Source organism: Tardiphaga sp. 172_B4_N1_3 (assembly GCF_052076035.1).
Classification (GTDB): Bacteria; Pseudomonadota; Alphaproteobacteria; order Rhizobiales; family Xanthobacteraceae; genus Tardiphaga; species Tardiphaga robiniae.
On sequence record NZ_CP197238.1, the window covers coordinates 2,193,429 to 2,216,935 of the forward strand.

At 62.0% G+C, this 23,507-nt stretch carries 21 protein-coding genes and 2 pseudogenes; 6 read left to right on the top strand and 17 right to left on the bottom strand.

What is annotated here, in order from left to right; all coding sequences use genetic code 11:
- Nucleotides 1-11: 11 nt before the first annotated feature.
- The 8 genes from AB7783_RS10250 to AB7783_RS10285 form a co-directional block, all read right to left on the bottom strand.
- A complete protein-coding gene (locus AB7783_RS10250; protein ID WP_089263881.1) occupies nt 12-356 on the bottom strand; it encodes a Lin0512 family protein in 345 nt (114 codons plus the stop codon).
- Nucleotides 357-447: 91 nt separating this feature from the next.
- Nucleotides 448-1,605 carry a substrate-binding protein gene (locus AB7783_RS10255; protein WP_441277547.1) on the bottom strand — a complete coding sequence of 386 codons (1,158 nt, stop codon included), beginning with the start codon at nt 1,603-1,605 and terminating at the stop codon, nt 448-450.
- Between the two features lie 107 nt (nt 1,606-1,712).
- Nucleotides 1,713-2,357, bottom strand: coding sequence for a hypothetical protein (locus AB7783_RS10260; protein WP_441277548.1), 645 nt, complete (start codon nt 2,355-2,357; stop codon nt 1,713-1,715).
- 121 nt (nt 2,358-2,478) lie between these two features.
- Nucleotides 2,479-3,732 (bottom strand): serine hydrolase domain-containing protein, encoded by a 1,254-nt coding sequence (locus AB7783_RS10265; protein WP_441277549.1) that lies wholly within the window; start codon nt 3,730-3,732, stop codon nt 2,479-2,481.
- Between the two features lie 184 nt (nt 3,733-3,916).
- Entirely contained in the window at nt 3,917-4,885 is a 969-nt protein-coding gene (locus AB7783_RS10270; protein WP_441277550.1) for a quinone oxidoreductase family protein, read from the bottom strand.
- Between the two features lie 50 nt (nt 4,886-4,935).
- On the bottom strand, nt 4,936-5,502 hold the full coding sequence (locus tag AB7783_RS10275; RefSeq protein ID WP_439077441.1) for a TetR/AcrR family transcriptional regulator: 567 nt from the start codon (nt 5,500-5,502) through the stop codon (nt 4,936-4,938).
- A 123-nt stretch (nt 5,503-5,625) separates the two neighbouring features.
- On the bottom strand, nt 5,626-6,276 hold the full coding sequence (locus AB7783_RS10280) for a glutathione S-transferase family protein (RefSeq protein ID WP_441277551.1): 651 nt from the start codon (nt 6,274-6,276) through the stop codon (nt 5,626-5,628).
- Between the two features lie 310 nt (nt 6,277-6,586).
- The gene (locus tag AB7783_RS10285; RefSeq protein WP_441279678.1) at nt 6,587-7,477 is read right to left on the bottom strand and encodes a LysR substrate-binding domain-containing protein; all 891 of its coding nucleotides are present in this window, start codon (nt 7,475-7,477) and stop codon (nt 6,587-6,589) included.
- Between the two features lie 80 nt (nt 7,478-7,557).
- On the opposite strand from AB7783_RS10285, the gene AB7783_RS10290 reads away from it, so the two are divergent.
- Nucleotides 7,558-8,760, top strand: coding sequence for an MFS transporter (locus AB7783_RS10290; RefSeq protein ID WP_441277552.1), 1,203 nt, complete (start codon nt 7,558-7,560; stop codon nt 8,758-8,760).
- A gap of 212 nt (nt 8,761-8,972) precedes the next feature.
- On the opposite strand, the pseudogene AB7783_RS10295 reads toward AB7783_RS10290, so the two are convergent.
- The 3 genes and pseudogenes from AB7783_RS10295 to AB7783_RS10305 form a co-directional block, all read right to left on the bottom strand.
- Nucleotides 8,973-9,209, bottom strand: a pseudogene (locus tag AB7783_RS10295) (GMP synthase (glutamine-hydrolyzing)); the annotation flags it as partial.
- Nucleotides 9,210-9,270: 61 nt separating this feature from the next.
- On the bottom strand, nt 9,271-12,057 hold the full coding sequence (locus tag AB7783_RS10300) for a bifunctional aconitate hydratase 2/2-methylisocitrate dehydratase (protein WP_441277553.1): 2,787 nt from the start codon (nt 12,055-12,057) through the stop codon (nt 9,271-9,273).
- 312 nt (nt 12,058-12,369) lie between these two features.
- The gene (locus AB7783_RS10305) at nt 12,370-13,266 is read right to left on the bottom strand and encodes a LysR family transcriptional regulator (RefSeq protein ID WP_439083324.1); all 897 of its coding nucleotides are present in this window, start codon (nt 13,264-13,266) and stop codon (nt 12,370-12,372) included.
- 274 nt (nt 13,267-13,540) lie between these two features.
- On the opposite strand from AB7783_RS10305, the gene AB7783_RS10310 reads away from it, so the two are divergent.
- The 3 genes and pseudogenes from AB7783_RS10310 to AB7783_RS10320 all read left to right on the top strand — a co-directional run.
- Nucleotides 13,541-14,275 carry an SDR family NAD(P)-dependent oxidoreductase gene (locus AB7783_RS10310; RefSeq protein WP_441277554.1) on the top strand — a complete coding sequence of 245 codons (735 nt, stop codon included), beginning with the start codon at nt 13,541-13,543 and terminating at the stop codon, nt 14,273-14,275.
- A 108-nt stretch (nt 14,276-14,383) separates the two neighbouring features.
- Nucleotides 14,384-14,983: an NADPH-dependent F420 reductase gene (locus tag AB7783_RS10315; protein ID WP_441277555.1), complete on the top strand. Its 600-nt coding sequence runs from the start codon at nt 14,384-14,386 to the stop codon at nt 14,981-14,983.
- A gap of 127 nt (nt 14,984-15,110) precedes the next feature.
- A pseudogene (locus AB7783_RS10320) lies at nt 15,111-15,290 on the top strand (PIN domain-containing protein); the annotation flags it as partial.
- A 58-nt stretch (nt 15,291-15,348) separates the two neighbouring features.
- On the opposite strand, the gene AB7783_RS10325 reads toward AB7783_RS10320, so the two are convergent.
- The 4 genes from AB7783_RS10325 to AB7783_RS10340 form a co-directional block, all read right to left on the bottom strand.
- Nucleotides 15,349-16,083, bottom strand: coding sequence for a hypothetical protein (locus tag AB7783_RS10325; RefSeq protein WP_441277556.1), 735 nt, complete (start codon nt 16,081-16,083; stop codon nt 15,349-15,351).
- Between the two features lie 178 nt (nt 16,084-16,261).
- Nucleotides 16,262-17,869, bottom strand: coding sequence for a glutamine-hydrolyzing GMP synthase (gene guaA / locus AB7783_RS10330; RefSeq protein WP_441277557.1), 1,608 nt, complete (start codon nt 17,867-17,869; stop codon nt 16,262-16,264).
- Nucleotides 17,870-18,041: 172 nt separating this feature from the next.
- A complete protein-coding gene (locus tag AB7783_RS10335) occupies nt 18,042-19,349 on the bottom strand; it encodes an RsmB/NOP family class I SAM-dependent RNA methyltransferase (RefSeq protein ID WP_441277558.1) in 1,308 nt (435 codons plus the stop codon).
- 40 nt (nt 19,350-19,389) lie between these two features.
- Nucleotides 19,390-19,740 (bottom strand): hypothetical protein, encoded by a 351-nt coding sequence (locus AB7783_RS10340; RefSeq protein ID WP_441277559.1) that lies wholly within the window; start codon nt 19,738-19,740, stop codon nt 19,390-19,392.
- Between the two features lie 211 nt (nt 19,741-19,951).
- On the opposite strand from AB7783_RS10340, the gene AB7783_RS10345 reads away from it, so the two are divergent.
- Together AB7783_RS10345 and AB7783_RS10350 are read left to right on the top strand one after the other, a co-directional pair.
- Nucleotides 19,952-20,605: an acriflavin resistance protein gene (locus AB7783_RS10345; protein ID WP_439077452.1), complete on the top strand. Its 654-nt coding sequence runs from the start codon at nt 19,952-19,954 to the stop codon at nt 20,603-20,605.
- Between the two features lie 70 nt (nt 20,606-20,675).
- Entirely contained in the window at nt 20,676-21,524 is an 849-nt protein-coding gene (locus AB7783_RS10350; RefSeq protein ID WP_441277560.1) for a metallophosphoesterase family protein, read from the top strand.
- A gap of 41 nt (nt 21,525-21,565) precedes the next feature.
- On the opposite strand, the gene AB7783_RS10355 is transcribed toward AB7783_RS10350, so the two are convergent.
- Nucleotides 21,566-22,588, bottom strand: coding sequence for an NADP-dependent oxidoreductase (locus AB7783_RS10355; protein WP_441277561.1), 1,023 nt, complete (start codon nt 22,586-22,588; stop codon nt 21,566-21,568).
- Between the two features lie 87 nt (nt 22,589-22,675).
- Nucleotides 22,676-23,302, bottom strand: a complete 627-nt coding sequence (locus AB7783_RS10360) for a hypothetical protein (protein WP_089263866.1) — start codon at nt 23,300-23,302, stop codon at nt 22,676-22,678.
- Nucleotides 23,303-23,507: the final 205 nt, after the last annotated feature.

Sequence of the window (23,507 nt, forward strand, 5' to 3'; positions counted from 1 at the left end):
GCAAGTTGACTCTATTTGCCGTCGTCGAGGCTCACGATCACCGCCGCATTGGCAATGAGAATACCGTCGCCGCCGCTCTCGGCCGGGATGTCGAGGCCGCCTTTGACCGCGGTCACGGTCACGGTGCCGTAGGGCAATTCCTTCGCGACCGCCGCCGTGTCGACGTCGTCCGGATTCGGCACCGCGACGGTCACATCGACAAACATGTCATGCGGCGTCTTGCCGACCATCCGGAAGAAGCCGACGCTGGAATGGCGGATCGCATCCGACACCGCGCGCTTGGCAGCCTTGGTGGCATCGCGACCGTGGACGTCGACGCCCATGCCCATCTCGGTGATACAGCGCACACGTGCCATTCATTGTCCTCTTCGCTCATCCAGAATTGTGTCGATGCCGAGTTAAGCAATCTCGCGCGACTTACACCAGCCGTCTGCTCGCCAGTTGCGATCAGCGACCAGCCAATGTGCAACCCGGCTGCGGCGGAATTCTGCCCAGCGCACGGACGGTGACCAATTCACGGCCCTGCGTCTTAGCGATGAACATGCTCATGGTCGCATAGTGGTTTGCATCGATGGAGACCGTTCCAGTCGGCGACGGAATGGTAAGCCCACCGAGCGCATCGACGAGGGCTTCCTTGTCGACACGGCCCACTTTCTCGATCGCAGCCTTGAGCGCGATCAGCGTGTTGTAGTGCGTCATGACATAGTTCGACACCAGCACGTCATTGCCGGCTGAGGCCCGCACCCTGGCGACGAACGCCTTCATCTCCGGCGCGTCGCTGGTCGCCAGCGACGGCACGACGGTGATCATGTTCTGGCCCTTGCCCTTGAAGATGCCGAGATCGATCTCGGACAATCCCAGGAATGCAACCGTGGTCTCCTTGAACAAGCCCTGATCATCGGCCTGCCGGATGAAATCGATGCCGTCACCCTTCAGCGCGAACAGCAGCACCTTTGGTTTGGCCGCCGCCACCTGCTTGATCAGCGGCGTGAAGTCCGTCTCGGTCCCCTGCGTGTATTGCGTGCCGACGATTTTGCCGCCGAGCTTCTCGATCAGCGGCCTGGCGATATCGAACATCTGGTGCGGCCAGACGCGATCGGCGCCGAGCAGGAAGTAGGTGTTGCCGACAGCCTCGTTCACATAGGGCAGCAACTGGCCGAGATCCTGGTTCGGCACCGTGCTGAACGAGAAGATGTAGCGGCTGCATGTGCCGCCTTCGAAATTGGTGGCGTAAAGCAGCGGCGTCTTCGTGCTCTCGGCAAGCGGCCTGATCGCATTGAAGTTGGCCGAGGTGACAGGGCCGATAACCGCCACGACGCCGCTGTCGATCACCGACCGCATCGCGCTTTCGGCGGAGGCCGGCCGGGTCTTGTCATCGACATAGATGATCTCGAGCGGCCTGCCGAGAATACCGCCCGCCGCGTTGATCTCCCTGGCAGCGAGATCGAGCCCGAGTTTTGCTTGCTCACCATAAAGTTCGACACCGCCGGAAAACGGCAGCACCGCGCCGACACGGATGGGATCCGCCGCCAGCGCTGCGGAGCCAAGCGCCAAAGGCCCTAGCAGGAATGCGAGCGTCATGACTCGTGCGACAAGTAATTTCATGCGCGCTTCCCTCTGCCATGAGCCGCGCTGTCGGCGCATCTGGACTCGCGGTCATGATTGCCCCGGAAAGATCGCAGCGCGCAAGAGGCGATCAAGACTCTGCCTGCTCAGGGCAACGCGGTCGACCTGGGCACGGGTACAGCAGGCGCGGGAGCGTCTGTGACTGGCGCGACAGGTAGCGGGGTTTCAGTTACGTCCGTTACGGGAGCGGCAGCCACGGGCGCGACACTATCAGGGACAATCGACACAGGTGCTCCAGCAACGGGAGCCGGCGTGATTGCCACTGGCGCACCTGCTGCAGGAGCGTCACGAGCAACAGGGACAGGAGCAACCACCGGAGGGACTGCGGCATCGATCATCGGCTTGCAGAGCATCACGGCCGCAGCCGCTGAGGTCAATGCCGCCAGACTCTGGAGCTCCGGCGCTTGTCGGGGGTCCCCTGCCACGGCGGCCGCTTCGTCGCGAAGCCTGGCGTTGCAGTCGCAGTTAGGAATGCCGCTCGCCGGTGTGCAGGCATCGTGATTCATGCAGGCGAGATCGAGGGCATCGATGGGCGGTTTGCCCGGCCGGTTACCGGCACCGCAGTAATTGCCATGAATCAGCGTCGCGCCGTCAGTGGCGACAGCCGGATTGCTGCGGGCGGCCCGGGCGCCAGACGCCCGCTCCTGCGCATGCAGAGGCGCCGTTGCGACGACGGTGCATGACATCAACAGCGCCGCACACCAGCAGCGCAGCCACGGAGCGATGGACAAAGGTTTTATCATTCTGGAGGGGTCCGCCTAGCGCCGACGGAAGATGTCGGCCGCCAAGCATACGCCCAACCTGTCCCAAGGTTCCCGACCGGGTTCCCTCGGGTTCCACGAACCCTGATGGTCAGCCCGCCATCAGTTCCTTCGCCAGCGCCATATAGGCCGGCAGCGTCACCGGATCGTTGGCGGCATTACCGGCGACCGGATGCGAGGCATAGCGCGCGATCACCATCTCGGCCTTCGGATCGATATAGAGCCCCTGCCCGTAGACGCCGCGTGCCATATAGGCGCCGTGTTCATTATGGGTCACCCACCACTGGTTGCGATAGGACGCGCCAGGCAGCGTGGTGTAGCCGGCCGGCTTGAACTTGGCGGGATCGGCGCCGCGTTCGATGTCCTCGACCACTGCGCTAGGCACGATCTGGCGGCCATTGAAGCGCCCGTGATTGCGCATCACCTCGCCGAAGCGCGCGAGATCGCGCAGCGTCGTCGACAGTCCGCCGCCACCGCTCTCAGTGCCGATGCGGTCGACGTGATAATGCGCGTCCTCCTCCGCCCCCATCGGCGCCCAGATGCGTTCCGACAGAAGATCGGACAGCGTCATGCCGCTGGCACGGCGGATGATCCAGGCCAGCACGTCGGTGTTGACGGTCTTGTAGGCGAAGGCCTTGCCATGCTCGCCCTGCTTCTGCTGCGTGCAGAGAAAGGCGAAGATGTCGCTCGCGCCTTCGTAATCCGGAGGGATCGGCGCCATGCCATTGGCGCGCCGCAGTCCCCACACGTCGGAATTCTTGTCCGTATAAACCTCGGTGTAGAGAAGCCCTGTGGTCATATCCATGACCTCATGCACATCAGCATCGCCAAAGGCCGTGGCCTTCAACTCCGGCACATAATCGGTGACCGGCGCCTGCGGATCGATCTTGCCTTCCGCGACCAGAATGCCGGCCAGCGTGCCGGTAAACGACTTGGTCACCGACATCGCAATATGCGGCTTGTGCGGCTTCAGCGCGCCGGCATAGCGCTCGTAAATCAGCTTGCCCTTGTGCAGCACCGCGATGCCATCGGCATAGCTCTCGTCGAACATGCGCGCGAAGGTCATCGGCCGGCCATCCATGGTGGTCGACGCGATGCCGCCGATATCGCGCTCCGCGCGCGGCAACACCGAAGCGCCGCCCGCGCCGCGCCAGACATTCACCGTCGGCACCAGCGAGCGGACATTGCTCCAGGCCCAGCGCAGCTCGGGAAAGTTGCGGAACGAGCCGTCGTGAAATTGGATGGTCTTGTCCTGCGCAGGCGGAAAGCCCTTCATCCAGCCGAGCGTCTCGGGATCGGTCTCGGCGGCGGTGGGGACGTGGTTCGGTGCAGGCGCGTCAGACATGAAGGGGCTCCGGTAAGGCGGCAAGTAAGTTGGTCGTAACATGCGAGGCGGCAGGACACATCAAACACAACAGCCGGGCTGCATTCGGCAACTGCATGTCGCAAGTTCGCTCAAGGCAGTCAGCCCAGATTGACGCATGTGCCCCGAACACTTCAGCCGAGCCACAAAACCCGATACTCGGGCTTCATGGGACCAACAGCAGCTTGCCGGTCGTTTTGCGATTCTCCATGTCAGCGTGAGCCTTCGCTGCGTCCGCTAAGCGGTACTCTCCGCCGATGTGGAGCTTGAGCTCTCCCGTCGCGATCCAGTTGAACAGCCGCTCCGAACGCGCGCGCAGCAGTTCGGGCGTGTGGATGTGATCGAAGAAGGTCGCATAGCCGATCTTGACGCTCTTCGGCAGGCTCATGATATCGAGCGGTCCCGGCCCACCAAGCACCGGGCCATACCAGCAGAACGTGCCCGACCGACGCAGCACATCAAGCGAGCCCTGGAAGGTCGTCGGCCCGGAGCCGTCATAGACGACGTGCACGCCTTGGCCATCGGTCAGGCGTAGCGTCTCCTCGGCGAACCGGCCTTCGGTATCGATGATCACATGGTCGACGCCAGCTTCCCTGGCTGCAGCGACCTTCTCCTGCGACGATACACGTCCGATGACATGGCCGCCCCGCAATTTGACGATTTGGGTCAGCAGCAGTCCCACGCCGCCCGCCGCCGCATGGACGAAGGCGATGTCGCCGCGCTGTACCGGATAGAAGTCCGTGGCGAAATGGCTGGCAGTGAGACCCTGCATCATCACCGACGCAGCGGTGCGATCATCTATCGCGTCAGGAACCGGCACCAGCGACGCGACAGGAATCGCGATCCGCTCCGCATAACTTCCGGGCGCGTAAACCCAGGCGACGCGCTGGCCGGGCTCGATGCCTTCGACACCATCCCCGACTGCCAGCACACGCCCCACCCCCTCGACGCCCAAAATCTTGGGATTCGGAACCTCGGTCCAAGCCATGCCCTGACGCACGCCGATGTCCATGAAGTTCACCCCCGCCAAGACGACCTCAACCAGCGCCTCGCCCGGTCCAGCCAGAGGGTCTGGACGTTCGACATACTCCAGCACCTCGCGACCGCCCGTTCCGGTCATCACAACAGCTCTCATCACTTGCTCCTTTATTGAACGATCGTTCCTTAATTTTCCAAAAAAAGGGACTATCGCAGTCCCCTCATGGCCATGTCGGCCAGACCGGTCAAAGCCGCCCGCGCGGCGCCGCCCCGTCCGGCGACGCGGATTCCGGCGATATTCGCGATCAGAAATTCCGAGGTCGCTTCGGGGTCGAGGCCGCCGGCGACATCGCCTTCACGCTGCGCATCGCGAACGCGCGCTGCGATGGCAGCTCGCAAGCTTTTCGCCAGCACTCCATTGATCTTCTGGAGGTCAGGTTCGGACACGCCGAATTCATAGATCGAGCCAACGCCAAGACATGGACGATCGGCTGTTTTCACGACACGGCGCAACATCGCGCCGATGCCATCGATCGCGCGCGGTCCACTTCGGAGCGCGTCGATATGTGCAGCACATTCGCCCATTCCATAGCGACGCACGGCGGCGCAATAAAGCTGCCACTTGTCGCCGAAGGCAGCGTAAAGGCTCTGTCGCCCGATCCCCATTGCATCGACGAGCATCTGGGCCGAACTGCCCTCATATCCATGCCCGCTAAAGACATTGATCGCGCCGTCGAGCGCGGCGTCCGTGTCGAATTCCCGTGGTCTGGCCATAAACGGCAAGATACCAATTCAGGAACGAATGTTCAAGAATTTTATAGCGCCGCGGGAAATGAATTCGATAAACCGGCCGGCGCCGCTGCAGCGGTCCTAGAAAGCCGCCCTGAGGGATTCCTATCAGCCGCCCGACGCAGCGGTGAAAACCGCCAATTGAGCGGCGAAAGCACGCTTGTAGGCAGGCCGGGCTTCGCCGCGGGCGACATAGGCGGAGAGGTTGGGATATTCATCCAGTAGGCCGGACGCCCCCAACCTGAGCAGCACCGACACCATCAGCAGGTCACCGGCACTGAACGCACCGTCGAGCCAGTCGGCATCGCCAAGGTGCTTGGAAAGTTCGCCCAGCCGCCCGCGGATGCGGTCCTTGACCATCGCCAGACGCTGCTCATACCAGGTCTTGTCGCGTTCCAGGAGCGTGACGATGAGGAGATCGACGATCGGCGGCTCGAGCGTATTGAGTGCGGCAAACATCCACGTGACTGCCCGCGCCCGGGCGTTCGCATCATCTGGCAGCAGGCCTGCATGGCCCTCTGCGATATGGAACACGATCGCTCCTGACTCGAACAGGACAAGATCGCCCTCCTCGTAGGTCGGAATCTGCCCGAAAGGATGACGCGCCCGATGCGGAAGTCCCTTCATCTCATCGAACGAAAGAAGTCGAACGTCGTAAGGCTGGCCCACTTCTTCGAACGCCCAGCGAACGCGCATGTCCCGGGCCAATCCCCTGCCGCGATCGGGCGACCGTTCAAAGGCGGTAATGGTGGGGTTCATAGGCAGACTCCCGGCAAATGCATGACGCTATCCAGTGTGACTTGGGCCACGACGATAGTCTTCCGCATCATCTCTCTCGGCTTTTCGTCTCCCGAGGACGCATGACGGGCGGACTTCCAGACACATGCAGGCATTTTTTCTCGCGGGTGGCAGCCGTCTTGGACGGTGAAGCTGGACTATTCTCGCTAGCGGACGCACACCGCCTTCAAACCATCCCTCTATTTCTCCAGCTCTGTTTCCCCGAGAGCCCTCCAAAGTACCCTATATCCCTCACTCCCCCTTGATCGTCCCCGGCGGCTTCGGCTGGAAGTTAGCAATTTCGCGACAATGCGCGCTTGAGGAAGTCATTCAGGCATTGGGCTGCGAGCGAAGTCGAGACAGAACTGCACAACACGCTCATTTCCAGCTCCCGGATGAAGGGAAGTCCCTCGCGCTCGCCGACGATCCGCAGTGACGGCGGTACGCTGCATCGCGGAAGCCCGGCGACGGCAAGACCTGCTTCCACGACCGTGATCAGTCCCGCCAGGCTCGCGCTCGAATAGGCCACGCGGTAAGCGCGATCTGCTCCGTTGAGGGCTTCCAGGACATGACTATGTGCGGGACCGCAGCCGGCTTCGAACAAGGCGATAGGGAGTGGATCGGTCTCCCAGACGACGTGACTTTGCGTAGCGACCCAAACCAGAGGCTCTCGCCGCTGTGCGTCGAAGGTCTGTTCGGGCAAGCGCGTGACAATCGCCAGATCGATCCGCCCGCTCTGGATGGCGGGTATGAGCTGGCGCGAAGACTCGCAAATGAGCTCAACGGTCACCAGCGGATGCTCGGCGGCGAAGCGCGCGAGAACCGGTGGCAGAAACTGCGCCACGTAATCCTCGGGCACACCGAGGCGCACGGATCCGACCTCTTCCGGTCGCATGACCGCTGCCTTGGCTTCGTCGCTGAGGCGGAGAAGCTTCCTGGCATAAGCCAACAGTTCCTCACCGGCGGCGTTCGGCCTGGCCGCCTGCGGTCCCCGCACCAGGAGTTCCCGGCCAACTGACTGTTCGAGCCGCTGCATCTGCATGCTCACAGCTGACTGGCTGCGACCGACCAGCGGTGCAGCGTTCGAAAAACTGCCGCTTTCGACGACGGTGACAAAAGTTCTGAGCAGATCGAGATCAAGCGGGAGCGGCATGTCATCATATGAATATCGAATAATGATCATCAGCACTATTCGTTTTTATGAACTCACCTCCCCTGTCACATTTGCTGCTCCACCCTCGTGAACGATGCCAAGGTCAATCGATGCCAGAACCGTTCCCTGTTTCGCTGTCTGAAGATGCTGACTCCGCGAAAGGATGGCAGGTCGTGGGCGGTGTCCATGCGCTGACCGCCGTGACCTTTGGATCAGCCTATGCATTTTCAGCGGTGTTCCCCGGCCTTTCGACGGAATTCGATGCGTCACGCGGTGAGATCGCGCTCGTATTCTCCATCTCGGCCTTCGTGTTCTATTCGCTGGGCGCGATCGCTGGCCCTCTCGCTGATCGATGGTCATCACGCGGACTGATCATGGTCGGGCTGATTGCGATGATCATCGGATATGCCGGAGCAAGCCGGGCACACTCGCTCGCCTCGCTCTACGCTTGGTATGGCGCGGGGGTGGGACTTGGGATCGGTCTGTCCTACGTCCCCGCGCTTGGAGCAGTGCAGTCCTGGTTCGTGCTCAAGCGCAGCCGGGCATCGGGCATTGCAACGGCAGGGCTTGGCCTCGGCACGCTCACGCTGCCGTTCGCGATCGGCAAGGCTGTCCCCTATTTTAGTTGGCGTGGTTGCTTCATCTTGTTGGCGTGCATCATTGCGGTCATCGGACTGCCGGCCTCCATGTTTGTTCGCAAGCGACCGGAGAGTACGAACGTACTCAAGGCAGATGAAACCACCTATCCAGGCCTCACCGCGGTCTGGAGCGATGGAAGGTTCCAACTTTTCTATGCCATGCTCATCCTGGCCTCGTTCTGCACCTTCATTCCCTATGTCCATATCGTTCCGGCGGCGCGCGACATGGGCTTTTCGCTCGAAAGCGGAACGATGCTGATTGGACTCATTGGGATGGGGAACATCTTTGGTCGCTTTGTGCTCGCCGGCCTCGGCGACCGCATCGGCCCCTTGCGGCTGCTCTCGATCCTGACATTTGCCGTCGCAGGCTCGTTCGTTCTGTGGTCCGTAGCCAACGGCATGGTTGCGCTGGCGCTGTTCGGCGTCCTGTTCGGTATGAGCTATGGCGGCTGCGTTGGTCTCTATCCGGCTGTCGCCGCAGATCTGTTCGGAACCCGCCATATCGGAACGATGCTCGGCTACCTCTATACGGCAGTCGGCGTGGCAGCCCTGCTGGGTCCAACGGTGACAGGATTCCTATTCGACAGGACGGGAAGCTATCTCGGTCCTATTCTGTTCAGCGTGGCCGCTGCCGTCGTAGCCGGCTTCCTGACGCTGCGGCTACGGCGCAAATAATGATGCGTCCGTAGCACGTGCGGACACCGATCAACGCTGCTTCTCGATCGTGGGCAATCGTCCTTCGCCAATGGTTCGCCTCGCATCGACACATCTCTGACCCGGCAAGCGAGATTCCATCGCGTGCACGATGCCGGGGCTCCGTCAGGCAAACTGCCGGAGCCAAACTCTACGCAGCGATCGTTGCTGAACGTCCTAGCGATAGGCTTGGATCACTCCCACTCGATCGTCCCAAGCGGCTTGCTGGTGATGTCATACACCACGCGATTGACGCCCTTCACCTCGTTGATGATCCGCGTTGCGGTCTCGCCGAGAAACTTCATGTCAAACGCATAGAAGTCCGCAGTCATGCCATCGGTGGAAGTCACGGCGCACAGGCCGACGACGTATTCATAGGTGCGACCGCCGCCCATGACGCCAACGGTCTTCCAGTTGGCGTCGTAAAGGCCCCGCGGCGCGGCAGGCATTCACCTGCCAACGCCGATCTCGAACGGCCCTCGTTACCCGCCCTTAGTAGAAGACGGACGCTCCCATCGCACCGACCTTCGGCGGAGCGAACTTCGTCAGGTCGATGCCTTCGACCGCGGCCTTGTATTCCTCGGCGCTCGGCGTGCGACCAAGGATCGCCGACAGCACCACGACCGGGGTCGAGGCCAGCAGCGATTCACCCTTCTTCTCGGTGGTGTCTTCCACGACGCGGCCCTGGAACAAGCGGGTCGACGTCGCCAGAACGGTGTCGCCCTTCTCCGCCTTTTCCTGGTTGCCCATGCACAGGTTGCAGCCCGGGCGCTCGAGATAAAGGATGTTCTCGTAGGCAGTGCGGTTCGACGTCTTCGGCTTCACATCGTCGAATTCGAAGCCCGAATACTTCTGCAGGATTTCCCAATCCCCTTCGGCCTTCAGCTCGTCGATGATGTTGTAGGTCGGCGCGGCGACCACCAGCGGCGCGTTGAACGCGACCTTGCCTTCGGCCTTCTCGATGTTCTTGAGCATCTGGGCGACGATCTTCATGTCGCCCTTGTGCACCATGCACGAGCCCACGAAGCCGAGGTCCACCTTCTTGGTGCCGCCGTAATACGAGATCGGACGGATCGTGTCGTGGGTGTAGCGCCTGGACACATCGGCGTTGTTCACGTCGGGATCGGCGATCATCGGCTCGTCGATGATATCAAGATCGACGACGACTTCGGCGAAGTATTTCGCATTGGCGTCCGGCGTCAGCGCGGGCTTCTCGCCCGAACGAATCTCGGCGATGCGCGCATCGGCCTTGGCGATCAGGCCCTTCAGCGTGCCCCCGGCATTGTCCATGCCCTTGTCGATCATGATCTGGATGCGCGACTTGGCGATTTCCAGCGACTCGATCAGCGTGTCGTCCTGCGAGATGCAGATCGACGCCTTGGCCTTCATCTCGGCCGTCCAGTCGGTGAAGGTGAAGGCCTGGTCGGCGAGCAGCGTGCCAAGATGGACCTCGATGATCCGGCCCTGGAAAACATTGTCGCCGCATTGCTTGAGCATCTGCGCCTGGGTCGCATGGACCACGTCGCGGAAGTCCATATGCGGCTGCATCGCGCCCTTGAAGGTCACCTTGACCGATTGCGGGATCGGCATCGTCGCCTCGCCGGTCGCCAGCGCCAGCGCCACGGTGCCGGAATCGGCACCGAAGGCCACGCCCTTGGACATGCGGGTGTGGCTGTCGCCGCCGATGATGATCGCCCAGTCATCCACGGTGATGTCGTTCAGCACCTTGTGGATGACATCGGTCATCGCATGATAGCTGCCCTTGGGATCGCGCGCGGTAATCACGCCGAAATTGTTCATGAAGCTCATCAGCTTCGGAATGTTGACCTGCGCCTTCTTGTCCCACACCGATGCCGTGTGGCAGCCCGACTGATAGGCGCCGTCGACGATCGGCGAGATGACGGTGGCCGCCATCGCTTCCAGCTCCTGCGCGGTCATCAGGCCGGTGGTGTCCTGCGAGCCGACGATGTTGACCTTGACGCGCACGTCCGAACCCGCATGCAGCACCTTGCCGCCGAGCACGCCCACGGCGTTGCGGTTGAAGATCTTCTCGACCGCGGTCAGGCCCTGGCCTTCGACCGAGATCTCCTTGTTCGGAGCGAAAACCGGGGTCGGCTCAACGCCGAGCGTTTCGGCGGCAAAGGTCTGCAGCTTCTTGCCGAACACGATGGCATAGGAGCTGCCGGCCTTCATGAACTCCATCTTCTGCGGCGTGAAGGCGGCAGCGACGTCGACCAGTTCCTTGCCGTTTTCGTCACGCAGCTTCTTGCCCTTGGCATCGAGCGTCAGGACGGTGCCGGTATCGACCGCAAATTTCTGCTCGAGGACCGGGTTTCCGTCGTTGTTGAGGATCGGCTTGCCGTCCGCGTCGAGTTTCTTGACCCAGTTCTTGAGATTGACGCCGATGCCGCCGGTGACGTCCACCGTCGTCGCGAAGATCGGCGAGATGCCGTTGGTGCCGGCGACGACCGGGGCGAAGTTGACGAAGGGCACATAGGGGCTGGCCGGCTTGCCGGTCCACAGCGCCACGTTGTTCACGCCCGACATGCGCGACGAACCCACGCCCATCGTGCCCTTTTCGGCGATCATCATTACGCGCTTGTCCGGGTGCTGCTTCTGCAGCGCCACGATTTCCTGCTGCGCCTGCGGCGTCATCATGCACTGGCCGTGCAGCTCACGGTCCGAACGCGAATGCGCCTGGTTGCCCGGCGACAGCAGGTCGGTCGAGATATCGCCTTCGGCGGCGACGTAGGTCACGACCTTGATCTCGTCCGCGACGTCCGGGAGCTTGGTGAAGAACTCGGCCTTGGCATAGCTCTCGAGCACGCCCTTGGCGACGGCATTGCCCGCCTTGAAGGCATCGCGCAGCCGGAACATGTCGGCGTCGTAGAGGAAGAACTGGGTCTTCAGAACTTCACCGGCCTGCTTCGCAAGCCCGGCATCACTGCCGAGCGTGACGTCGAGCAGCACGCCGATCGAGGGGCCGCCCTTCATATGCGACAGCAGTTCCAGCGCGAAGGTCGGCGTGATTTCCGGGACGATCGCCTCACCGAGGATAATCTCCTTCAGGAAGGCGGCCTTGACGCCTGCGGCGCTCGTGGTGCCCGGCAGGGTGTTGTAGATGAAGAATTTCAGGGCGTCGGCGCGGTATTCGCTGCCATTGTCCTTGATCAGGGCGATAATTTCGCCGGTGAGCGCGCCGTCGTCGATCGGTTTGGGAGCGAGGCCTTGAGCTTTTCTGCTTTCGATTTCAGCGAGGTAATCTGAATAGAGGCTCATCGTCATCCCAACGTCATGAGGTGGTTGACGCTGGAAACGCAGCGCCACCAACCGTTATTGTTAAAACCGGTCTAAAGGCGAATTCGGCTTCGAGTACGTCAATCGCGACCGACTGACAAGATACTGCATTGCAGTAAAAATAGCCCTTTAAATTCAGCGTTCAACGGTCAAAACATGACGGCAGGCATGCTTGCCGGGCTGAAATGCTGGTTCTCACCCGACCTGTCGCAAAGAAACGCTCCGAAGACACGTCCGAAAGGTCGGTCTGACCCGCCACCGTCAGCAAATTGGTGGTCGGCGACCCGCCGCGCGTCAGTCGCGCGATACGGACAGTCCCGCGAGCAGCGGCGCATACGCGGCGAGCCTTCCGGATACGAACTCGGTGAAGAGCCGCACGCGCTTCGTCTTGCGTGTTTCCCCCTGCGTGAGAAGCCAGAGCGTCCCATGCATGGGCAGGTCGGTGCCCGGCACCCTCACCAATAGAGCGTCAGCATCTCCGACGAAGCACGGCAGTTTTGTCATCCCGATCCCTTGCCGTACAGCAACGATCTGCGTCTCGGCGTCCGGGGTCCTGAACGGAACTCCCGTGGTGTGAACCTCTCCCTCGCGCGCCCAGGCCGGGAGTCCATGATTGTCTATGACGATCCACCGGATGGGATCAGGCGTGCCCGCACGCCACGCGGCTAGTCGATCGCGAGACATGTAGACACCGCTGAACAGCTCCGGTCCCTTCAGGCCGTGAAGATTGAGCGGCAGAGTCTTGCGGTTGGCGACAATGCGAATCGCCACGTCGGCCTCTCGGTTGGTCAGATTTGCCACCTCGCCGGTCGACATGATTTCCATCTCGATGTCCGGATGCATACGCGCGAAATCGGCGAGATCCGGCATGAGCAGGTGTGTCGCGAGGAACGGTGGAAGCGTCACCCGCAAAAGCCCGCGCGCGCTCTGGTCGCGACCGAAGATGCGCGTCTCCAGCAGATGCGACGAGGCTTCCATCTGATCCGCGAACTCGAGAACCTCCTCGCCCGCAGCCGTCAGGCGGTAGCCCGAAGGCAGCTTTTCGAACATTTGCACCCCGAGGCGTGCCTCGAGCTGGGCGATGCGTCGCAACACGGTCGCGTGGTTCACACCGAGGCGCTCGGCGGCAGCCCGCACCGAGCCTCCGCGCGCGACGGCAAGAAAATAGCGAACGTCATCCCAGTCGATCATGGTGCAATCCCGCACCGCACGGTGCGCCTTCCAAAGCCCGCATCTAACACATCGAACAGCGATACGGGCGGTTCTCATAGCCTGTTCCGGCAAGCGCGACCCAACTCCGAACGGCGGACACCGATGGTCGCGGCTGGGGTCGTTCGTCCAGCCGGATCAATTTCGCACCACCGATGTGCGCACCTCCGCACTCAAAGCCTGACGCCGGCAGACCCATCTCGAGGTTCTCGGGGGCATCCCCGAACGACCAAACACGGAGTCTGAAGGAAAAGTCATGGGAAAGCTTGAAGGCAAGGTTGCAGTCATCACGGGTGGATCGAGCGGCATGGCGCTGGCGAGCGCCAAGCGGTTCGTCGAAGAAGGCGCCTATGTGTTCATCACGGGCCGGAGGCAGGAGGCGCTCGACGAGGCCATCAAGCTGATTGGCCGGAATGTGACCGGCGTGCGCGGCGACGCGGCCAATCTCGACGACCTCGACCGCCTGTTCGATACGGTCAAGCGGGTCAAGGGTAACATCGATATCCTGTACGCGAGCGCCGGCACGGGCGAAGCCGTCCCACTGGGCGAAATTACCGAGCAGCATTTCGATGCGACCTTCGGCCTGAACGCGCGCGGCACGCTCTTTACGGTTCAGAAGGCGTTGCCGCTGTTCAACGATGGCGGATCAATCTTCATGACCGGGTCAGTTGCTTCGCTCAAAGGTTTTCCCGGTTACAGCGTGTATGCGGCGAGCAAGGCGACGCTACACGCATTCGCACGCGGATGGCTCAACGAACTCAAGAGCAGGAATATCCGGGTGAACGTGCTGCACCCGGGACCGATCGCCACACCGATGCAGGACCAGGTTCTCACCCCGGAGGCGAAGCAGATGTTCGAATCCCTGATCCCGCGGGGAACGATGGGTCGCCCTGAGGAAATTGCGGCGGTCGCACTGTTTCTTGCGTCAAACGATTCAAGCTTCGTGAATGGGCTGGAGTTGTCTGTCGACGGCGGCTTCTCGGCGATCTGAAATCGCACCTCGTTCACCACAGGACCTCTACGCGGGCGCCACCGCGGACCGAATAACCCGGCGCCCTCGAAGGCCGTGAATCAATATCAAAACAAATCGGAGAAGATGATGAGCTACGCAATTATAGGATTCGGCAAGATAGGCCAGGCCCTCGCCCACGCCTTCGCCCGCAAAAACATCGACGTGACCGTCGCGAGCCGTCGGCCCCCCGAGGCATTGGCGCAACAGGCCCGGGCGATCGGACCCACGGTCGTCGCCAGGTCGCTGCGGGATGCGCTCGAGGCCGATACCATCATCCTGGCGGTCCCTTTCGGCGAGCATCGCGAGGTTGCGAAGATCCTGCCGAGCTGGAACGGCAAGACGGTCATCGACGCGATGAACCTGTTTCCGGGCCCCGACGAGCCGGACGGTCTCCCGGGCTCCGCCGTCGTCGCGAAGGCATTCACCGGCGCCAGGTTCGTAAAAGGCTTCAATCACCTGGGTGCAGCCACTCTGGCGACCGATCCGATCGTCGCGGGCGGGCACCGCGTCGTCTTTCTGTCTGCTGACGACGAGGACGCGATCGCTCCCGTGGCGGCCCTGGCCAAGCAACTCGGCTTCGCACCCGTCAAGCTGGGAAAGCTCAACGAAGGTGGCGCGCTGGTGCACGCACACGGCCGCACCTGGGGCCAGCTGATCTTCCAGGATTTTTTCAAGAAGGAGCAGTAATCGATCGACGACCGTGAGAATCGGTCGACCGCTGTCGATGGCCGAGGATGCGCCCTAGTGTCCCCGGCTATCCGGTGGCTGCTCCATGATCAAAAGACTGATCGTCGACAGTTTTGTGTCGCCTCTGACTGGCTCACACTTCCGGATGGCCGCAAAGTTCGTCGATCAACACACGCTTGTACTCCGTGCCGGCGATGCGCTGCATCTTGCGATCGCCGCCGAGCATGGCGCTACGGTGCAGACGCTGGATCAGCGATTGGCCGAGGCCGGGCCGGTGCTGGGAGTGATGACGAAATTGACGGTTTAAGTCGATGTCACAATAGAGCTGCGTCAATCCGCACTACTTGCTTCATCCTGGCCCACGGCTAACAAGCCAGTGAGCAAATTTCGTTAATGTCGTTCAGCTGCGTTATATTCGCGATTTTCTTCAAGAACTGATGTGTCTTTCGATCGGCATCGCGGATCAAAGATCCTTGGATCGTCGCAATCAGTGCTTCGCTGCTGCTTGGATACAGCTCTCTGATTACCTCGACAAACACATCAAGAATAACCAGACAAAGTCCCAAGGACATCGCTCGGTAGCGAACCGATGCGTTCACCACTGCAACTCCGTCATCAGCGATGCTGAGAAACTCGCCGTGAACTACATGTCCCCAATGGGAAAACTTCGAAAGGTAGCCATAGATATTGCCTGCCGTTTGATAGAAGCGCTTCACTTCTGACATGCATGACTGCGCTCTGAGCGCGACTATTTTTTCCTCATCTTGCAGACGAAATGCAACGCTGGCCCAAGCCATCATTTCGAGGCAAAGGCGAAGAATTGGTAGAACTTCGAGCAGCAGACCTCGATTTGCCAAAAGTCTCGCGGAATCCAGAGCGTGCGGCAGTCGGTACAACGTCAGCTCGGCGCCCAAAACTCCAAAAGTTGGATGTTCGGTGTGGAGTTTGTACAACTCTTGCATCAAAGCCGCCGTGCTATCCCGCAGATAGTCACTCGTAGCTTCTCCGACCGATATGTCTTCGCTCTCGTAGAGAGATGAGTCTACGTATTGCTTGAGGGTGTAGTCGATAGATTTGAGCCGAAGTTTGTAAGAGACCAAAGCGGCAAGTATCCGCCTCCGGAACTCAGGCGGACTTCTCCGAGACATTCCGACAGGAAGCCTGTCAGCCTGACCAAGTACAAAATCTAGATCGACCTCAGATTCGATTCTAAACTGATCTGCCCAAGCAGGACCGTTACGATGCATCTCGTTCCCAATCCCTGTGGAAGCAGAGTTCTCACTCCCACTCGATCGTCCCCGGCGGCTTGCTCGTGATGTCATACACCACACGATTCACGCCCTTCACCTCGTTGATGATGCGCGTCGCGGTCTCGCCGAGGAACTTCATGTCGAACGCATAGAAGTCGGCAGTCATGCCGTCGGTGGAGGTCACGGCGCGCAGGCCGACGACGTATTCGTAAGTACGGCCGTCGCCCATCACACCGACGGTCTTCACCGGCAAGAGTACAGCGAAGGCCTGCCAGATGGTGTCGTAGAGATCGGCCTTGCGGATCTGGTCGATATAGACGGCATCGGCCTCGCGCAGGATGTCGAGCTTTTCGCGGGTGATTTCGCCGGGGCAGCGGATCGCGAGGCCAGGGCCTGGGAATGGATGACGGCCCACAAAAATATCCGGCAGGCCGAGTTCGCGGCCGAGATCGCGCACCTCGTCCTTGAACAGTTCGCGCAAAGGCTCGACCAGCTTCATGTTCATGCGTGCGGGCAAGCCGCCGACATTGTGATGCGACTTGATGGTCACTGACGGACCGCCGGTGAAGGACACGCTCTCGATCACGTCGGGATACAGCGTGCCTTGTGCGAGGAAATCCGCGCCGCCGATCTTCTTGGCCTCGGCATCGAACACGTCGATGAACAGCCGGCCGATGGTCTTGCGCTTCACTTCGGGATCGGTGACGCCGTCGAGTTCACCCAGGAACGTCTTCGACGCATCCACATGCACCAGCGGGATATTGTAGTGGTGCCGGAACAGATCGACGACGGTCTTGGCCTCGTCCTTACGCAGCATGCCGTGATCGACAAATACGCACGTCAACTGGTCGCCGATCGCTTCATGGATCAGCACGGCTGCGACGGCGCTATCGACGCCGCCTGACAGACCGCAGATCACCTTGCCCTTGCCGACCTGGGCGCGGATCTTCTCGATCGCTTCCTCGCGGAAGGCGCGCATGGTCCAGTCGCCGGTGAAACCGGCGATGTTGCGCACGAAGTTGCGGATCAGTTTTGCACCGTCGGGCGTATGCGCCACTTCCGGATGAAACTGCATCGCATAGAACTTACGGACGTCGTCGGCGATGATCGAGATCGGCGAGCCCGGCGCTTTCGCCACCGCGCGAAAACCGTCGGGCATCTTGGTGACGCGGTCGCCATGGCTCATCCAGACGTCGTATTTGCCACCCACTTCCCACACACCGTCGAACAACGCGCAGGTGTCGGTGATCTCAATAGCGGCGCGGCCGAATTCGCGGTGATGGCCGGCCTCGACGGTACCGCCGAGCTGCTGCGCCATGGTCTGTTCGCCGTAGCAGATGCCGAGTACCGGAACGCCCGCGGTGAGGATCGACAGCGGCGCCGACGGCGCGTTGTCGTCGAGCACCGAGGCCGGACCGCCGGACAGGATCACGGCTTTCGGCTTCATCTCGGCAAAGGCGGCCTCGGCCTTGTTGAACGGCACGATTTCGGAATAGACGCCCTCCTCGCGGACACGCCGCGCAATCAGCTGCGTCACCTGAGAGCCGAAATCGACGATCAGAATCTTGTCATGCGCCGAAGCCACATGGGGTGACGGATCGGCGGGCGAAGATGAGGTTTTGCTGGGGGCTGTCATAGCGAGGAATTACGCGACTCATGGCGGGGTCGCAAGGCTGAAAAGGCTGTCATGGCAGCCCTGCACCGGCCTATCCCCGTCATTGCGAGGAGCCCTTGCGACGAAGCAATCCAGTCTTCGCTTGTGGCCTTCTGGATTGCTTCGCTGCGCTCGCAATGACGGCGGAGGGGTCTCAGCCTACCGGCTGGCGCTTCATCACCGACACGAAAAACCCGTCCGTTCCGGTCCGGCGCGGGGTCATCAGCAGGCCTTCCGGGCTCTGATAGGTCGCGGCGGCGAAATCCTCGGCTTTGTCCCACAGCACCGACATCACCTGCGCCGGCGGGACCACCGAAAACTCCGGCTGGCGGGCGGTAAAGGCGCGGATCTGGTCGCGGTTTTCCTGGGGAAGCACCGAACAGGTCACATAGGCGATCCGGCCACCCGGCTTCACCAGCGCCACCGCGCGGTCGAGGACCTCGGCCTGGTCCTTGATCCGGACCTCGAGGGCGCCCGGCCGCATCCGCCATTTGGCGTCGGGATTGCGGCGCCAGGTACCCGTGCCGGTGCAGGGCGCATCGATCAGCACGAGGTCCGCGGAGTTGTGGATGTCGCTAAGCGTATCATCCGGGCCCTTCGGGGTGCGGATATCGGCATTGTGGATGCCGGCACGCGACAGCCGCTCGTGGATCGGCGCCAGCTGGCGCTTGTCGGCGTCGGTTGCGATCAGCCGGCCCTTGCCCTGCATCATCGCCGCCAGCGCCAGCGTCTTGCCGCCGGCGCCCGCGCAGAGGTCGATCACCTGCTCACCCGGCTTGGCACCGGACAGCAGCGCCGCAAGCTGCGAGCCCTCGTCCTGAACTTCGATGCCGCCCTTGATGAAATCTTCCTCGGCATGGATGCCGGGATTGCGCGCATCGGCGCCGAGCTCGATGCGCAGCCCCAAAGGCGACCAGGGCGTTTCGGTGGCGCCGAGATGGCGCAGCGAGCCCAGCACCTTCTCGCGCTTGGCCTTCAGCGTGTTGACGCGCAGGTCCAGCGGCGCGCGGCTGGCCATGGCGGTGGCTTCCGCCACGCGATCGTCGCCAAATACATCGGCCAGCTGGCCATCGAGCCATTCCGGATAGTCGCCGGCGATATGCGCCGGTGCATCCGCCACTGTGCGCGACGCCAGCGCCGAGCGCTCCGCGTCAGACAGCGGCTCCGGCGCAAAACCGCTGCCGTCACAGAGCGCGGCAATCGTATCGACATCCATCCTGCGCTCGGCCTTGAGCATGCCGAGCAGCCGCGCCCGCGACGTGTCGTCGTCCATGATCCAGGCGCTGGAGGCGCGCCGCCGCAGCACGTCCCAGACCAGCCCGGAAATTCCGGCCCGGTCGCCGGAGCCGGCGAAGCGGTGCGCGGTGCCCCATTCCTTCAGCGCCTTGGCGGCGGGGACACGCTGGGTGTCGATGGCCTCGATCACTTCGATCGCGGCGGAGAGGCGGGCGGCGGGAGTCATGGCAATCTTTCAACGGAGAGAGGCGCGACGCCGCTCCCGATCAGATCAGGAGAAGCATCCGTAGCGCGAAGTAGAACCACATCGCCAACAACACAAGCGCGCTGGCGAGCCAGGCCTGCGATCCCCGGCTATTGGCAATGAATCCGGCGCTCACGAAGCGGGCGATGACGAAGAGCCAGGACAGGCAGACCAGCACCAGATCGATCTTACGTAGCGGCAGGCCGATGGCGATCAGCGCATAGAACAGCAGGTCAAGCTGCGGAGCGGTATTCGGCAGATCGCTGGTATCCTTGCGGCTCAGCAGGCCGCCGCGCCGGCCGGTCCAGAAGAACATGCCCAGCGTAATCGCCACCAGCACGAAGACCGGCAACAAAACCCATTGAATCGACATTGAAATTTCCTCAGCCCGGGGAATTCAGAGCCGCGCGGCACCCCGCTCGCGCTACAGACCCGCCCCTTAGAACATGACGATTAACCGGCCCAAGAGTTCCATATGAGTTCCATGCCGGTTCCATCACGGGTTCCATTGAACCGGCAGGGTGGCCCTCGACACCCATTTGCAGGCGCTGCCCGGCGGCGCGCCAGCCTCAAGAGTTCTGCCCGTGAGCCCTGCCATGGCCTATCTCGATGCCCTCTTTGCGATGCTGACGCCCGGCGACCCGGACAGCTGGGCCGGCCTCATGATGTCCACCCTGGCTGGCGCCGCCGCGGCGCTCGCGGTGGCCATCCTGCTGAATCTCTATTTCCGAGCCCGGTATCGCTCGGTCCATGACGTGGTCCACCACGGCGTCGCGGCGCTGGCCGTGCTGGGCCTGCTGGCCTTCGCCGCCACCGACATGCGCCACACGGCACTGGGCTATCTCGGCATCAATCCGACCAGGCCCGCTGTCGAATTCGAAATCCGCCTGCCCGACGCGGTCGCGGCGAAGATCATCGCGGAAGCCACGCAGATCGAATTGCATACCGACCGCAACCAGGCCCTCGCCGCCATCAGCGAAGGCCCGACTTTCACGAACAAGGGCGAGAGCATTCTCAGGGGTACGGTGCCGCTGAAATTTCGCACCGCGCAGCGTGTGATGATCGTGAATGTGCCCGGCGAAGCACCGCTGATCTTCAAACTGCGGCTGGCCGCAAGCCCGAGCCACTCGACTGAATTCAGCCCGTGGCATCTGGTCGATCAGGTGAGCGCCTCAGCCCGCGCGGGCAAGACGGCCCGCACCAACGACGGCTATGCGATCAGATATCGCGTGATCTAACCTTTCGGTCGCCCGAGCCATCTGACTGACATCCGAGATGGCTACACTCCCCGCCAGAGGAGTTCCCGCCATGTCCGAATTCCGCTTGATCCAGATCACCGATACGCATCTCAGCGCAGGCTTTCCGCAATTCGTCGCAAATTTCCAGCGCGTCTGCGCGTTCATCGACGCGGCAAAGCCAGACCTCGTCATCAATAGCGGCGACCTTGCCTTCGATGGCCCGGGCCATCCCGATGACCTCGCCTTCGCCAGGTCACAGCATGACGCCCTTCCCGTCGCCTGCCGCTATCTGCCGGGCAATCACGACATCGGCGACAACCCGACTCTGGTCGCCCCGCCGCCAAGCCAGCTGATTTCCGAGCAGAACCGGCAGGCATTCGTGTCGGTCTTTGGACACGATCACTGGCGCTTCAACGCGGCTGGCTGGTGTTTCATCGGTCTAAACTCGTTGATCATGAATAGCGGGCTCGCCTGCGAAGAGGAGCAGTTCGACTGGCTCGCCTCGCAACTGGCGGGCCTGAACGGACGACCGCTGGCGCTGTTCATCCACAAACCGCTATTTCTGAATGCCCCGGACGATCCGGAACTGGCCGCGACGTCGATCCGCTATGTCCCGATGCCGGCGCGCCGTCGTCTCATCGATCTGCTTGACCCTGTCGATCTGCGGCTCGTCGCCTGTGGTCATGTGCACCAGCGGCGCGACTACATATGGCGCGGCGTCAGGCATGTCTGGGCGCCATCGAGCAGTTTCATCATTCGTCCCGAGGACAAGCAGGAGACGATCGGCGTCAAGGAAGTCGGGCTCGTGGAATACAGTTTCCAGCCCGACGGCTTTGAAGTTCGCCACCGCCACGCGCCGGGGCAAGTCGACATCGATCTGTTCACCGTCATCAATGCGGACGGCACGGCGCGTACGTAAACCTGACGTCGTCCCCGCGCAGGCGGGGACGACGTCAGAAGCTAAATCTTGTCCGGCCCGACACGCACGAGCTGCTTGCCGAAATTCGCGCCCTTCAGCAGCCCCATGAACGCCGTTGGCGCGTTATCGAGACCTTCGGTGACGTGCTCCTTGTACTTCACCTTGCCCTCGCGCACCCATTGCGACATGTCACGCAGGAAGTCGCCATGCATCGATGCGAAGTCGCGCACGATGAAGCCGCGGAAGTTGAGGCGCTTGGTGAGCACGTTGCGCATCATCGCGCCGGCCCATTTCGGCGCCTCCGACGTCGTATCGTTGTATTGTGCGATCAATCCGCAAACCGGAATGCGCGCGAAGAAGTTCAGCAGCGGAAACACTGCCTCGAACACCGCGCCGCCGACATTCTCGAAATACACATCGATGCCGCCCGGGCACGCGGCTTTCAGCTTCGCCGGAAAATCCGGATCGCGATGATCGAGGCATTCATCGAAGCCGAGTTCTTCCTTCACATAGCGGCACTTGTCGGCGCCGCCCGCGATACCGATGGCACGTGCGCCCTTGATCTTCGCAATCTGGCCAACTGCAGAGCCCACGGCACCTGACGCCGCGGCAACGACCACAGTTTCGCCGGCCTGCGGATTTCCGATGGCAAGCAGGCCGGTATAGGCGGTCATGCCCGGCATGCCGAGAATGCCGACGGCGGTCGAGATCGGTGCCAGCTTCGGATCGAGCTTGCGCAGGCCCTTGCCGTCGGAGATCGCATGGGTCTGCCAGCCGGCATGGGCGAGCACAATATCGCCCTTGGCAAAACCCGGATTGTTCGAGGCGATCACCTCGCACACCGTGCCGCCTTCCATCACGCCATCCACCGGCACCGGCGCGGCATAGGACGGGCCGTCATTCATGCGCCCACGCATGTAGGGATCGAGCGACAGCCAGATCGTGCGCAGCAGCACTTCGCCTGCGCCCGGCATCGGCACCGCATAATCCTCGATACGGAAATTCGATGGGCCGGGCTCACCGTGCGGGCGCGATGCGAGAACGACGCGTTTGGCTGCTGACATGGGACTTCTCCGTTTCTCTTTCTTGATCGCAAAAAAATGCGGCGCGCGATGATCGCGCGCCGCATTCAAAACGTAAACCGGCAAATATCAGGCAGTGATCTTCGCCAGCACCTTGTCGAATGCTGCAGCTGCGCTGTCGAGATCCTTGAAAGACAGACCACCGTCGGCCGACTGCTTCTGCGCCGCCGTTGCCGTCGGACGGATTTCAGCCACCGGCTTGCCGCCGTCGAGCATCGTCAGCGGCGCGATGACCTGAAATTCATGCGCCTCGATCGGCTGGTCCTTGAGCAGGAACACGCTGAGCGACGCTATATCCGTGCCGCGGCGATAGGAGATGTAGCGATCCACTGCGACCGAGCCGTCGCGCTGCATGCCGCCGAGCTTGGCATGGCCATCGGAGCCGAGCAGCTTGTGCGCCTTGAAGCCCTTCACGCCTTCGGACTTCGCCTTGGCGGTCGCTTCGGAGAGATCGTATTTCTCGGCCATCGCCTTGCCGACGGTTGCGAGCTCCGCCGACATGTCATGCTCGAACTGCTTGGCCTCGCTGCGCGGCTGGCCGATCCTGCGCGGCTTGTCGGCGTTACGCTTGGCGAGCTCGGTGGTGCAAAGCTCAACCAGCGCCGTGACCTCGCGGCGTGTGGCGTTCTCACGCAGGTTTTTCAGTTGCGCGGTGTCGAGAGCCGCAATGCGTTCGTCCGTCCATTCAATGGCCATAGTATCCAACGTTCTTTTCTGCGGGTGTTACTTCGACGCGTGACGAGGTCATTGTCGAAAATGAGCATCACAACGCGACACGGAGCCAAGCTCCGCGGCCGGGTTCGTCCGGCCCTGGAAATCCATAACGGGACATCCATGGCCGACAGCGCACGTGACGCGCGAACAATAGCGCGTTTTCGCCGATCTGTGGGGCTCAATTTAG

What these genes read in the sequence shown, in the direction of transcription:
- AB7783_RS10250 (WP_089263881.1), bottom strand. Translation starts at nt 356, where the DNA reads ATGGCACGTGTGCGCTGTATCACCGAGATGGGCATGGGCGTCGACGTC.
- AB7783_RS10255 (WP_441277547.1), bottom strand. Translation starts at nt 1,605, where the DNA reads ATGAAATTACTTGTCGCACGAGTCATGACGCTCGCATTCCTGCTAGGG.
- AB7783_RS10265 (WP_441277549.1), bottom strand. Translation starts at nt 3,732, where the DNA reads ATGTCTGACGCGCCTGCACCGAACCACGTCCCCACCGCCGCCGAGACC.
- AB7783_RS10270 (WP_441277550.1), bottom strand. Translation starts at nt 4,885, where the DNA reads ATGAGAGCTGTTGTGATGACCGGAACGGGCGGTCGCGAGGTGCTGGAG.
- AB7783_RS10275 (WP_439077441.1), bottom strand. Translation starts at nt 5,502, where the DNA reads ATGGCCAGACCACGGGAATTCGACACGGACGCCGCGCTCGACGGCGCG.
- AB7783_RS10280 (WP_441277551.1), bottom strand. Translation starts at nt 6,276, where the DNA reads ATGAACCCCACCATTACCGCCTTTGAACGGTCGCCCGATCGCGGCAGG.
- AB7783_RS10285 (WP_441279678.1), bottom strand. Translation starts at nt 7,477, where the DNA reads ATGATCATTATTCGATATTCATATGATGACATGCCGCTCCCGCTTGAT.
- AB7783_RS10290 (WP_441277552.1), top strand. Translation starts at nt 7,558, where the DNA reads ATGCCAGAACCGTTCCCTGTTTCGCTGTCTGAAGATGCTGACTCCGCG.
- AB7783_RS10300 (WP_441277553.1), bottom strand. Translation starts at nt 12,057, where the DNA reads ATGAGCCTCTATTCAGATTACCTCGCTGAAATCGAAAGCAGAAAAGCT.
- AB7783_RS10305 (WP_439083324.1), bottom strand. Translation starts at nt 13,266, where the DNA reads ATGATCGACTGGGATGACGTTCGCTATTTTCTTGCCGTCGCGCGCGGA.
- AB7783_RS10310 (WP_441277554.1), top strand. Translation starts at nt 13,541, where the DNA reads ATGGGAAAGCTTGAAGGCAAGGTTGCAGTCATCACGGGTGGATCGAGC.
- AB7783_RS10315 (WP_441277555.1), top strand. Translation starts at nt 14,384, where the DNA reads ATGAGCTACGCAATTATAGGATTCGGCAAGATAGGCCAGGCCCTCGCC.
- guaA (WP_441277557.1), bottom strand. Translation starts at nt 17,869, where the DNA reads ATGACAGCCCCCAGCAAAACCTCATCTTCGCCCGCCGATCCGTCACCC.
- AB7783_RS10335 (WP_441277558.1), bottom strand. Translation starts at nt 19,349, where the DNA reads ATGACTCCCGCCGCCCGCCTCTCCGCCGCGATCGAAGTGATCGAGGCC.
- AB7783_RS10340 (WP_441277559.1), bottom strand. Translation starts at nt 19,740, where the DNA reads ATGTCGATTCAATGGGTTTTGTTGCCGGTCTTCGTGCTGGTGGCGATT.
- AB7783_RS10350 (WP_441277560.1), top strand. Translation starts at nt 20,676, where the DNA reads ATGTCCGAATTCCGCTTGATCCAGATCACCGATACGCATCTCAGCGCA.
- AB7783_RS10355 (WP_441277561.1), bottom strand. Translation starts at nt 22,588, where the DNA reads ATGTCAGCAGCCAAACGCGTCGTTCTCGCATCGCGCCCGCACGGTGAG.
- AB7783_RS10360 (WP_089263866.1), bottom strand. Translation starts at nt 23,302, where the DNA reads ATGGCCATTGAATGGACGGACGAACGCATTGCGGCTCTCGACACCGCG.